This is a genomic window from Pontimicrobium sp. MEBiC01747 (genome assembly GCF_053601635.1).
The window spans coordinates 1-11,767 of the sequence record NZ_JBSHNS010000527.1 but is presented as its reverse complement, the minus strand read 5'-3'; the positions used below and the strand labels follow the sequence as shown (position 1 = coordinate 11,767).

General features: G+C 31.5%; 12 protein-coding genes. 5 read left to right on the top strand and 7 right to left on the bottom strand.

Going from position 1 to position 11,767, the window contains the following annotated elements; genetic code table 11:
* Positions 1-10: 10 nt before the first annotated feature.
* The 5 genes from ACVC2P_RS17205 (at position 11) to ACVC2P_RS17185 (ending at position 3,133) form a co-directional block, all read left to right on the top strand.
* Positions 11-733, top strand: coding sequence for a MotA/TolQ/ExbB proton channel family protein (locus ACVC2P_RS17205; protein WP_452599684.1), 723 nt, complete (start codon positions 11-13; stop codon positions 731-733).
* Positions 734-762: 29 nt separating this feature from the next.
* Complete coding sequence (locus tag ACVC2P_RS17200; RefSeq protein WP_452599683.1) at positions 763-1,203, top strand: hypothetical protein; 441 nt, start codon at positions 763-765, stop codon at positions 1,201-1,203.
* 2 nt (positions 1,204-1,205) lie between these two features.
* Positions 1,206-1,841: an ExbD/TolR family protein gene (locus ACVC2P_RS17195; RefSeq protein WP_452599682.1), complete on the top strand. Its 636-nt coding sequence runs from the start codon at positions 1,206-1,208 to the stop codon at positions 1,839-1,841.
* A gap of 19 nt (positions 1,842-1,860) precedes the next feature.
* Positions 1,861-2,346 (top strand): ExbD/TolR family protein, encoded by a 486-nt coding sequence (locus ACVC2P_RS17190; protein ID WP_452599681.1) that lies wholly within the window; start codon positions 1,861-1,863, stop codon positions 2,344-2,346.
* Positions 2,347-2,431: 85 nt separating this feature from the next.
* Positions 2,432-3,133, top strand: a complete 702-nt coding sequence (locus ACVC2P_RS17185; protein ID WP_452599680.1) for a porin family protein — start codon at positions 2,432-2,434, stop codon at positions 3,131-3,133.
* Between the two features lie 26 nt (positions 3,134-3,159).
* On the opposite strand, the gene ACVC2P_RS17180 is transcribed toward ACVC2P_RS17185, so the two are convergent.
* The 7 genes from ACVC2P_RS17180 to frr form a co-directional block, all read right to left on the bottom strand.
* On the bottom strand, positions 3,160-3,771 hold the full coding sequence (locus tag ACVC2P_RS17180) for a hypothetical protein (RefSeq protein ID WP_452599679.1): 612 nt from the start codon (positions 3,769-3,771) through the stop codon (positions 3,160-3,162).
* A complete protein-coding gene (rpoN, locus tag ACVC2P_RS17175) occupies positions 3,771-5,231 on the bottom strand; it encodes an RNA polymerase factor sigma-54 (protein WP_452599678.1) in 1,461 nt (486 codons plus the stop codon). Before rpoN ends, ACVC2P_RS17180 begins: the two co-directional genes overlap by 1 nt.
* Before the next feature lie 108 nt (positions 5,232-5,339).
* Positions 5,340-6,770: an asparagine--tRNA ligase gene (asnS, locus tag ACVC2P_RS17170; protein ID WP_452599677.1), complete on the bottom strand. Its 1,431-nt coding sequence runs from the start codon at positions 6,768-6,770 to the stop codon at positions 5,340-5,342.
* 44 nt (positions 6,771-6,814) lie between these two features.
* Entirely contained in the window at positions 6,815-9,226 is a 2,412-nt protein-coding gene (locus ACVC2P_RS17165) for an efflux RND transporter permease subunit (RefSeq protein WP_452599676.1), read from the bottom strand.
* A 63-nt stretch (positions 9,227-9,289) separates the two neighbouring features.
* Positions 9,290-10,549 carry a DUF5686 family protein gene (locus ACVC2P_RS17160; protein ID WP_452599675.1) on the bottom strand — a complete coding sequence of 420 codons (1,260 nt, stop codon included), beginning with the start codon at positions 10,547-10,549 and terminating at the stop codon, positions 9,290-9,292.
* Positions 10,550-10,554: 5 nt separating this feature from the next.
* Positions 10,555-11,295, bottom strand: coding sequence for a peroxiredoxin family protein (locus ACVC2P_RS17155; protein WP_452599674.1), 741 nt, complete (start codon positions 11,293-11,295; stop codon positions 10,555-10,557).
* Positions 11,296-11,365: 70 nt separating this feature from the next.
* Positions 11,366-11,767, bottom strand: a 402-nt coding sequence (gene frr, locus ACVC2P_RS17150; RefSeq protein ID WP_452599673.1) for a ribosome recycling factor, incomplete at its 5' end; no start/stop codon positions are given.

Sequence of the window (11,767 nt, the reverse complement as noted above, 5' to 3'; positions counted from 1 at the left end):
AGTATTTTTAATGGCAACTGGTACAGTAAACGCAACTACAAACGCAGCGACGGTTGCAACAACGGTAGTTACAGCAACTCAAGATGACCCTGCAACAGCAGACAAAGGATTTCACCAAGAATTAAAAAAACGTTTTATAGAAGGTGGGCCAGCATTCATGGGGATTGTATTATTATGTTTAATTCTAGGTTTAGCAATTGCTATAGAGAGAATTATCTTTTTAAATCTTTCTACTACGAATACAAAAAAATTAACAGCTAATGTAGAAGATGCATTACAATCAGGAGGTTTAGAGGCAGCTAAAGAAGTATGTCGTAACACAAAAGGACCTGTTGCTTCTATATTCTATCAAGGTTTAGACAGAGCAGATGGCGATTTAGAATCTGCAGAAAAAGCAGTAGTAGCTTATGGAGGTGTACAAATGGGACAATTAGAGAAAAACGTATCTTGGATTTCTTTATTCATCGCATTAGCACCAATGTTAGGGTTCATGGGAACAGTAATTGGTATGATTCAAGCCTTCGATAAAATTCAATCTGCAGGTGGTATGGATGCAACGTTAGTAGCAGGTGGTATTAAAGTAGCCTTATTAACAACGGTATTCGGACTTATAGTAGCGATTATATTACAGATTTTTTACAACTATATCGTAGCAAAAATTGATAACATTGTAAATGATATGGAAGATTCTTCTATCACTTTAATGGATTTATTATCGAAGTATAAGAAATAATAATAACTAATTTTAAAACTGAATAAATTATGCAAAAGATTTTAAAAATAGTTCTTTTATTATTAGGATTAGCTTCTATATTTTTCCTTATCAGAATTGTTTCTGCAGGAGATGAAGCTATCGAAACTGCAGCTGCAGTTGGAGACACAGGGTTAGTTAACCCAATAATGTTTGTTGCTTACTTTGTATTAGCTGTAACGCTTTTACTTGTAGTGGTATTTGTATTAGTCAATTTATTTTCAAATACATCATCATTAAAAAAGACATTAATTAGTGTTGGTGCTTTCCTAGTGCTTGTAGTATTAAGTTACGCTATGGCAACTGGTATAGAAACGCCAATGCAAGATGGAGAAATGCTTTCTGCATCTGGTTCTAAATGGGTTGGAGCAGGATTATATATGTTTTACTTTTTAGCAGTATTAGCTGGTGGAACAATGTTATTTACAGGAATTAAAAAAATGATTAAGTAATTATGGCAAAAAGATCAGCACCAGAAGTTAATGCAGGCTCTATGGCTGACATTGCCTTCTTACTACTAATATTCTTTTTAGTAACAACAGATATCGCAACAGACTCTGGTTTAAATAGAAAGTTACCGCCTTGGGAACCGCCTACAGATATTGATGTGAAAATTAAGCAAAGGAATATCTTCCAAATAACGGTTAATAAGCACGATCAAATCCAAATTAAAACACGAGGAGATGATAAAGTTATCGAACTTAAAGAGCTTCGCGGACATGTTGTATCGTTTTTAGATAACGGTGGAGGACAAGGAGAAGATGCTTGTAGATACTGTAAAGGAGATAAGCATCCTGAATCTTCAGATAATTTTAATAAAGCGGTTGTGTCTTTAGGTAATGATAGATTGACGAAGTATGAAACTTATATTTCTGTGCAAAATGAAGTTATAGCAGCATATAATGAGTTAAGAAATCGCGAGTTCCAAAGAGAATATCCAAGTACAGGGTTAAATTATGTACAGGCTAACGACATGTATCAAGATCCTCAGACCTCTCCAGAAGATAAAGAGGATTTAAAAGAGAAATTAGAGAAGATTAAGAAGATAATCCCTCAAATATTCTCTGAAGCGGAAACAAAGAAGAGTTAAATTAAATACACATAAAAGTATGTCTAAATTTAAAAAGAAAAAAGACGGAGGATTACCTCCAATTTCTACAGCATCTTTACCAGATATTGTGTTTATGTTATTATTCTTCTTTATGGTTGCCACTGTAATAAAAGAGGATAACTTAAAAATTGAAAACAAATTACCTTTCGCAGATCAAATTGAAAAATTAGATAAAAAGAAACCTATTAGTTATATCTACGCAGGGAAACCTAGTAAAAGATTTGAAAGCACAATGGGTACTGAAGCAAGAATTCAATTAAATGATAAATTTGCAAGTCCTAGTGATATTAAGGCATTTGTTGCAGCAGAAAGAGCAGCTTTAAGAGAAGACCAGGTTAACAAATTAATTATGGCACTTAAAGTAGATCAAGATGCAAACATGGGCTTAATAATGGATATTAAGAACGAGCTTAGAAAAGTAAATGCATTAAAAATTAACTACACCACTAAAAAAGGTGATGCAACTTCTAATGCAGAGAGATAGAAAATACTCTTAATTTTATATACAAGGCGTTTTGAATTTTTTCAAAGCGCCTTTTATTTTTACCTTTATCTTATAATTCTTACTTATGAAGTTTTTATTGCCTTTAGTTTTATGTTTTGTTGTAATATCTTCTACATTTAGTCAAACAGTAGAAGAGGAGTCCTTAGCTGTTGTTGATAGCTTATATAAAGAAGATCAGTTTTATATTGGTGTAACATACAATCTACTTGCATATAAGCCCAAAGGAAGCTCTCAAAATGGCTTTTCTAGCGGATTACATTTTGGATTTACAAAAGATATGCCTGTTAACAAACAAAGAAACATTGCTATTGGTGTTGGTTTAGGTTTGTCGTTTAATTCTTTCAATCAAAATATATTAATAAGTGAGGTGGATGGTAGTACTAGCTTTAGCATATTAAATGAAGCAGAAACCCCGTTTTCTAAAAATAAGTTTTCTATGCATTTAATAGAATTACCTATAGAGTTCCGTTGGCGAACCTCTACAGCCAAAGATTATAAATTTTGGCGTATTTATGCAGGTTTTAAATTAGGTTACAGCTTTGTAAATAGTTCTAAATTTGTAGGAAACACCACAAAAATTAAATTAAATAATATCGACAGATTTAATAGGTTTCAGTATGGTATAAGCTTAAGTGCAGGTTATAATACTTGGAATTTTTATGCCTATTATGCCTTAAATCCAATATTCGATAAAAATTCTAAAATAGATAATACTGTTATAGACGCAAAAGCTTTAAAAGTCGGTTTAATGTTTTATATTTTATAATGTAACTAATTATAAAAAAAAGCAACTTAGTTGGTGCCCCAATAATTTAATAGAATTAATTGTGGTATAAAACCAATACAAAAACCTATTATTAATTCTATACTAGTATGCGCTTTTAAATGTAATCTGGAAGTTGCAATTGCACCCGTAATTAATGCTATTAATGCGAGAGAACCATTAATATTTATACTAAAGTTTTTAGAAATCCCAAGAGCAAACATAAACACTCCAGCAATAGCAATCATGTGTATACTTGCTTTAAACTCTAATACAGCCAAAATAAGACAACTTAGAGTAGAGATTAAAATACCTATAAAGAAATAATGAAGCTCTATAATTTGATTAGAAGGTAAAACTCTTTTAATAACTAGTAGTATAATTAGGGCATTAATAACTAGTGGGATAACACGTTCTTTTGTAGTTTTTAAATATATAGAGTGTGTTTTACCAAGTGTTTTTAATAAAAAATAAATAAGTATAGGTAATAAAATAGTAAGTATACTTATAGAGATTAATTTAGCTTGTATTAACTCGTTAGTGAAATGACGAGGAGATTTTGAAAAATAAAAGATTACACCTAATAAAGGCATTATTAAAGGGTGAAAAATAAAAGAAATACTCCTAAGTACTGAATTCATTATATTTTTTTACGTAATCTAGCAACCGGGATATCTAATTGTTCTCTGTATTTTGCCACAGTTCTACGAGCTATAGGATAACCTTTTTCTTTTAAAATTTTAGATAAAGCTTCGTCTGTTAAAGGTTTCTTCTTGTTCTCTTCTTGTATAACAGTTTCTAGAATTTTTTTAATTTCTCTTGTTGAAACTTCCTCTCCCTTGTCATTCGTCATAGATTCAGAAAAGAACTCCTTTATTAATTTAGTTCCATAAGGCGTGTCTACGTATTTACTATTAGCAACTCTAGATACGGTAGATACATCCATTTCAATTTCGTCTGCAATATCCTTTAAAATCATTGGGCGCAATTTGCGTTCATCACCAGTTAAAAAGTATTCTTTTTGGTAATGCATAATGGCACTCATGGTTACAAACAGCGTTTGTTGTCTTTGCTTAATGGCTTCTATAAACCATTTTGCTGCATCTAGTTTTTGTTTAATAAAGAGTACTGCATCTTTTTGAGATTTAGACTTATCCTTAGATTCTTTATAGCCTTTAAGCATATTATTATACTCTCTAGACACATGTAGTTCTGGAGCGTTTCTACCATTAAGTGTTAATTCCAATTCGCCATTAACAATTTTTATAGCAAAATCAGGAACCACATGTTCTACTATTCTATTATTTCCTGAGTATGAACCGCCTGGTTTTGGGTTTAAACGCTCTACTTCGTGTATAGCATCTTTTAATTGCTCTTCAGTTATGTCAAACTTTTGAATTAATTTTTTATAGTGCTTTTTAGTAAACTGCTCAAAAGCTTTATTAATAATATCTGATGCTAATTCAACATCTGGAGTTTGTTCTTTTCTAGCTAATTGAATACTTAAACATTCTTGTAAATTACGAGCTCCTACACCAGCAGGGTCCAATTGATGGACTATATGAAGTACGTCTTCAATTTTATCTTCTGTAGTATATACATTTTGTGTAAAAGCTAAATCATCCATAATATCGCTTAGCTCTCTACGTATATATCCACTTTCATCTACGCTACCTACTAAAAACTCAGCTATATCACGCTCTTCATCATTTAAACGATAGGTATTTAACTGAGATTTTAAATGCTGTGTAAAAGAAGTACCAGAGGCATAAGGAATGCTTTTTTCGTCATCATCTGCACTGTAGTTATTTACACTAGTTCTATAATCTGGGATTTCGTCATCGCTTAAATAATCATCGATGTTAATATCCTCAGTATTTATAGAGTCGTTATCATCATACTCGTCTAAAGTATTATCAAAGTCATCATCAAATTCACTTTCTTTTTCTTCTTTACCGCTATCTAATGCTGGATTTTCTTCTAGTTCTTGCTTTAAACGTTGCTCAAATGCTTGTGTAGGCAACTGTATCAATTTCATTAATTGAATTTGTTGCGGAGACAATTTTTGGGATAATTTGAACTGTAAATATTGTTTAAGCATACTTCTTTTTAGGGTTTTTATAAAAATAAAAAAACAATCTAAATAATAGTATATAAATAGATTGTTTTTATAATTATATATGACATTTTTTAATGTCTGTATTTTTTATTAGAATTCTGCATTCTGTGGCGTTCTAGGGTAAGGTATTACATCACGTATGTTACTCATACCAGTTGTGAACATTACTAAACGCTCAAAACCTAATCCAAATCCAGAATGGACAGCAGTACCATATTTACGTAAATCTAAATACCACCATAGTTCTTCTTCTGGAATATCTAAAACGGCCATTTTTTCTTTTAAAACATCTAAACGTTCTTCACGTTGAGACCCTCCAACTATTTCTCCAATACCAGGGAATAAAATGTCCATTGCACGAACGGTTTTACCATCTTCATTTAAGCGCATATAGAAGGCCTTAATATTTGCAGGGTAATCAAATAAAATTACAGGGCATTTAAAATGCTTCTCAACTAAAAAACGCTCATGTTCAGATTGTAAATCTGCACCCCATTCGTTAATTAAGTAATTAAATTTCTTCTTTTTGTTTGGCTTACTGTTTCTTAAAATATCTATAGCTTCAGTATAACTAACACGCTTAAAGTTATTGTCGGTAACAAATTTTAATTTTTCAATTAAACTTAATTCACTACGTTGCGCTTGTGGTTTTGTTTTCTCTTCATCGGCTAATCGTTTATCTAGAAACTGTAAATCGTCCATGTTATGTTCTAGAACATAAGAAATAACAGATTTCATAAAATCTTCAGCTAAATCCATATTTCCAGCTAAGTCCATAAAGGCAACTTCAGGTTCAATCATCCAAAATTCAGATAAGTGACGTGACGTATTCGAGTTTTCTGCTCTAAACGTTGGTCCAAAAGTATAAACTTTACCTAAAGACATCGCGTATGTTTCTGCTTCCAATTGTCCAGAAACGGTTAAGTTAGTATCTTTTCCAAAAAAGTTTTGAGAATGATCTACTTCTCCAGTTTCTGTTAATGGCGGATTTTTTTGATCTAATGTGCTTACACGAAACATTTCTCCTGCACCTTCAGCATCACTTCCTGTAATGATTGGGGTATGCATGTAATAAAAGCCATTTTCATTAAAATACTTATGTACTGCAAATGATAATGCAGAACGTAAACGCATTACTGCACTAAACGTATTGGTTCTAGTTCTTAAATGCGCATTCTCTCTTAAAAATTCAAAAGAGTGTTTTTTAGGTTGAATAGGGTAGCTGTCAGGATCTGAATCTCCTAAAATTTCAATAGAAGTAACTGCTATTTCAACGTTTTGTCCTTTTCCTTGACTTTCAATTAAATCTCCTTTTATATGTACGGCAGCTCCTGTTGTGATGCGTTTTAATAAGGCCTCGTCTGTGTTTTCAAAATCAACAACACACTGTATATTATTAATAGTAGACCCATCATTTAAAGCAATAAAACGATTTGCTCTAAACGTTCTTACCCATCCTTTAACTTCTACTTCCTGTAGCGTCGTCTGTTTTAATAATTGTGCAACTGTGCTCGGTGTCATTTTTATAAAATTATTTTAAATACAAATGTAATTTTTTATTGTAATTATTCCATGTTTTCTGGCTTGCTTTCCTCGTCGCTCTCTTCTGGAATAATATTTATTGTTGGTTTTTTTAATGTTTCTTTATTTGCAATACTCTTTTCTAAAGACAATAAAAGAGATGGTAACAGTAATAAATTAGATAACATTGCAAATAATAGTGTAGCAGAGACTAAGGCTCCCAAGGCAACTGTTCCACCAAAACTAGAAATGGTAAATACCGAAAACCCAAAGAATAATACAATAGAAGTATAAAACATACTTACTCCTGTTTCTCTTAGTGCTGCGTATACAGATTTTTTAATTCTCCAATTATTAGCTTGTAACTCTTGTCTGTATTTTGCTAAAAAGTGTATGGTGTCATCTACCGAAATACCAAAAGCAATACTAAATACCAATATAGTGGAAGGTTTTATAGGAACGCCCAAATAGCCCATTAACCCTGCCGTTACAACTAGTGGTAATAAATTAGGGATTAAAGACACTATAATCATCCTAAACGAACGGAACATGTAAGCCATAAATAATGAAATTAATAAAATGGCTAATGATAAAGAGATGGCTAAGTTTTTAACTAAGTAAGTGGTCCCTTTTTGAAATACTAGAGCTTTCCCCGTCATGGTTACGTTGTAACGTTCTTTAGGAAATACTTTATCAATTTTATTAAGAAGATCTTCTTGAATGCGTTTCATTTTATCTGTACCAATATCCTTCATAAACGTTGTAATACGGGCATATTGGCCAGTACTATCTACAAAATTATTAAGCATATTAATGTCTCCTGAAGCTGAGTTTTTAATGTAAACAGAAAGAAATAGATTCTCTTGAGAGGTTGGTAACTGATAATATTTAGGATTACCATTAGAGTAAGCTTGTTTAGAGTATTTAACTAAGCTTACTACAGAAATTGGTTTAGATAATTCTGGAGTTTCTGTAATTAAATCTTCTAACTCATTCATGCGTTTAAGAGTTGCCAATTTCATGACTCCTTTTTTACGCTTTGTGTCTACCATAATTTCTAATGGCATAATACCATTAAACTCATCTTCAAAGAATCTAATGTCCTGAAAAAACTCGGCCTTTTTAGGCATATCTTCTATAAGGCTTCCAGAGATTTTTATTTTATAAATACCAATAATACAAACAACTAAAAGTATTAAGGAGGTTAGGTAAATTGCTATCCTTTTTTCTTTTACCATACGCTCCATCCAATTTACGAAACCTCCAATCCATCGTTTGTTTAAATGTTCTAAATGGCGGTCTTTTGGGTACGGTAAAAACGTATAAATTATTGGAATAATTAGAATACAAAGTATAAATATGGCAAGTATACTTAAAGACGCAACTACCCCAAATTCTTTTAATAATTTACTTTCTGTTATTATAAAAGTTGCGAAACCAGAGGCAGTAGTAACATTAGTCATTAACGTGGCATTACCAACCTTAGTAATTACACGTTGTAATGATTTAACCTTGTTACCATGCAATTTTACTTCGTGTTGGTATTTGTTAATTAAGAAAATACAGTTTGGTATACCTATAACAATAATTAATGGTGGTATTAGTGCGGTTAGTACAGTAATTTCGTATTTAAGAAGCCCTAATATACCAAGCGTCCACATTACCCCAATACATACAACAATAAGCGAAATAAATGTAGCGCGGAAGGATCTAAAAAATAAAAAGAAAATTAACGAAGTAACCAATAACGCAGCAATAACAAATATGTTTATTTCGTCTACTATGTTCTGCGAGTTAAGCGTTCTTATGTAAGGCATCCCAGAGACCCGGACATCTAAATCGTACTTAGCTTCAAAGGCATCTATATGCTTTATAAGTGTATTCATTACAAAATCCTTACGCTCAGGCTTATTAATGATATCTTTTTTTAGATATATAGCTGTACGAATGGTTTTTGTTTTTGTATTAAATAAAAAATTGTCATAGAAAGGGTATTTTTTAAATAACTCTTCCTGTAGCGTATCTATTTGAGCTAAAGAAGTAATTGAATCTTTTATAAAGGGCTCTAATTCAAATTTTTCGTCTTTAGTGTTCTTAACTAGTTTTTGTAAGTCTTTTATAGAAACTACTGTTTCTACTTCTGTTTCATTTCTAAACGTATCAGATAATGCGTTCCATGCGTTTAATTTTTCAACTGTAAATAAAGTAGAATCTTTAACTCCTAATACAATTAGGTTACCTTCTTCTCCAAAAATGTCTAGAAATTTATTGTATTCTTGATTTACTTCGTGGTCGTCTGGTAATAAATTAGCTTCTGTATACGTAAAACGCATGTACTTCCATTGCGTACTTAACAGAACAGTTGCAATAATGACACCTAATAAAATAAGAATTTTATTACGCAAGATAATTCTTGCTACAATGTCCCAAAATTGTGATTTTTTAATTTTTGACATAGAACCTTACAAACAAGCCGCAAAGGTATGGAAAACAGATAGATTTACTGTATAAAAATGAAATTATAATGTAATATTAAAAGTGAACTTAAAAGCAATGTTATCATCCGTTCTTGGCAAATGATAAGCCCCGTATCTATAAGAGAAACTTAAACCAAAACCGAAGAGCAATTTGTTTATTTCAAAGCCAGATTCTGTGTAGCCTTTATTAAGGGTGTTAAATGTTATATTTTGATGCCTATTTTTGTTAGTCATGTCACCAAATGCAAACCTTGAAATAAGTACTAATTGAGGATTAAAATTCTTTGAAATATGAAAAGGCTTTAAGTAATGTTTAAAAATTAAAGTTGCAAACCTATCAGAAAAGAATTCATTAAAATACATGGTTTCAAAACTGTTTATTCCAGCAACAGAAAACCGTTGCAAAATAGTTTCTTTGGTAATATTATTTGGGTAGGCATGATATAAATGTGTTAGGGGCGCATCTCCTTGTGCTAAACCTGCAGAAAAAGTGGTTATTGAAAACGATTCTTTATTGTGGTTTACCTTATGAATAGTCCTAAAATCGAGTTTTGAAAAATTAAAGTCGGCATTAAGAATGTCTTTAAAACTTTTGGTATACTGCAATGTGAATTTGGGATAGCCTTCCTTTATTATTTTTTTACTTTCAGTATCGTATTCATCACGAGGGTTCCATTGTAAAGCTATTTTAGCTGTAGTGGTTTCGTAAGACCCAAAAGACTCTCCATTTAATAAATAATTGTAATCGTAGGTTGGACGAATATTACTTGTTGCAAATTCTACCTCAGATAGTAACTTAGGATTAATTTCGTGTTCCAAAGCTACCTTTGTAGTAATATGTTTATGAAAAAGATCTATGTTTAATAATCGTGGTTCAAAAAAAGAAAAGAAACGCTTATCTGTTAAAAATTTTGAGCTTCCTGTTTCTTGTAAATCGTCTGTATAAGCTACGTTTATCCATGTTTTAGTCTCAGGAGCAATTCTAAACCCACCACCAATGCTATATTTTATTTTTTTATCTACAAAACCATAAACAACATAGCTGTTTATTCTATATTTTTCTGAAAAACCATCGTTAGTTACACCACCTAATCCAGTTCTAAAACCCTCGTACTGATTAAATTTTACCAAATATCTTAAATCGAAGTTTAAGACTTTTGTTGGGAAATAGCCATTGCCCAGTTGTTTTATAAAGGTGTTTTTTTTAATTGAATCTTGAGTAGCAATACTGTCGTTTTGAACTTGTGATTGAGCAGCAAGTGCAATAAGTAGTAAGAAGACAAGAAGTCCACGTTTTATCATATAAATTAGTCTAATAGCGATTTAATAGATTGCGTTAATACAGATTCAATATTTGTTCTGTAACCTAATTCTTTAAGTACAATCTCTCCTTTTTGGTTAATTACAATGTTTGTTGGGTAGCTTTGTACACCATACATTGTAATGACATCATTTGCGTTAGGGGCTATTTTATAATCAAATTTATGTTCTTTTAAAAACTGTTTAACGGAGTCTTTTTTATTAAAAGTTATGGCAATAAACACTACAGCTTCACTTTTAAATGTATCAACAACATTATTTAAACTTGGTATTTCCATAACACAAGGGCCACACTTAGTAAACCAAAAGTTTAAGACAACTACTTTTCCTTTAAGGTTTGATAATTTAGTCGTATTACCCTCTATATCGCTTACAATAAAGTCTAATGCTTTTTCTCCTGTTTCAAAATAAGCTTCTGGGCTTTTTTCTATTCGTGTTGAAGTGCTATTAGTTTGTTTAAAAATAATCGATTTCAGTTGTCCTTGCGTATTAGCATAAAATAGAGGCGTATAATTGGGGTTAGCCATAAGTTCCATTTGTGCTTTTGGTAGAATTTCTCCACGCTCGGTAAACAATAATACATCTGGTGTAACTTTAATTTGCATTGTTTTTATGTCATCGTTAGATAATAAGTGTTGATCGCTGGGGATAAACTTATAATCTTGAGCCTTACAAAACGTTATTTGTAAGGTTATTAGAAGAAAAATAAAAGGTTTTAGAAACTGCATAGTATTATATCTTCACCAAAAGTATTAAAATAGGCGCTAAAAAAAGCGACTATTATGTCGCTTTTAACTTTTATACTTTCATTATCTCATTTTCTTTAGTAGAGAATATCTCATCAATTTTCTTTACAAAAGTGTCGGTGAGATTCTGGATATCTTGTTCTGCACTTTTTTGTACATCTTCAGAGGCATCTTCGGTTTTTTTAATATCGTTGTTTGCTTCTTTACGCGCATTTCTTATACCAACTTTTGCATGTTCGGCTTCTGCTTTTGCTTGTTTTGCTAATTCGCGTCTACGTTCTTCTGTTAAAGCTGGGACATTTATAATTATGGTTTCTCCATTATTCATAGGGTTAAAACCTAGATTAGCATAAGCAATACCACGCTCTATTTCCTGTAGCATATTTTTTTCCCAAGGTTGTACCGTAATCGTTCTACCATCTGGAGTATTAACATTTGCTACTTGACTTAAAGG

What these genes read in the sequence shown, in the direction of transcription:
- ACVC2P_RS17205 (WP_452599684.1), top strand. Translation starts at nt 11, where the DNA reads ATGGCAACTGGTACAGTAAACGCAACTACAAACGCAGCGACGGTTGCA.
- ACVC2P_RS17200 (WP_452599683.1), top strand. Translation starts at nt 763, where the DNA reads ATGCAAAAGATTTTAAAAATAGTTCTTTTATTATTAGGATTAGCTTCT.
- ACVC2P_RS17195 (WP_452599682.1), top strand. Translation starts at nt 1,206, where the DNA reads ATGGCAAAAAGATCAGCACCAGAAGTTAATGCAGGCTCTATGGCTGAC.
- ACVC2P_RS17190 (WP_452599681.1), top strand. Translation starts at nt 1,861, where the DNA reads ATGTCTAAATTTAAAAAGAAAAAAGACGGAGGATTACCTCCAATTTCT.
- ACVC2P_RS17185 (WP_452599680.1), top strand. Translation starts at nt 2,432, where the DNA reads ATGAAGTTTTTATTGCCTTTAGTTTTATGTTTTGTTGTAATATCTTCT.
- ACVC2P_RS17180 (WP_452599679.1), bottom strand. Translation starts at nt 3,771, where the DNA reads ATGAATTCAGTACTTAGGAGTATTTCTTTTATTTTTCACCCTTTAATA.
- rpoN (WP_452599678.1), bottom strand. Translation starts at nt 5,231, where the DNA reads ATGCTTAAACAATATTTACAGTTCAAATTATCCCAAAAATTGTCTCCG.
- asnS (WP_452599677.1), bottom strand. Translation starts at nt 6,770, where the DNA reads ATGACACCGAGCACAGTTGCACAATTATTAAAACAGACGACGCTACAG.
- ACVC2P_RS17165 (WP_452599676.1), bottom strand. Translation starts at nt 9,226, where the DNA reads ATGTCAAAAATTAAAAAATCACAATTTTGGGACATTGTAGCAAGAATT.
- ACVC2P_RS17160 (WP_452599675.1), bottom strand. Translation starts at nt 10,549, where the DNA reads ATGATAAAACGTGGACTTCTTGTCTTCTTACTACTTATTGCACTTGCT.
- ACVC2P_RS17155 (WP_452599674.1), bottom strand. Translation starts at nt 11,295, where the DNA reads ATGCAGTTTCTAAAACCTTTTATTTTTCTTCTAATAACCTTACAAATA.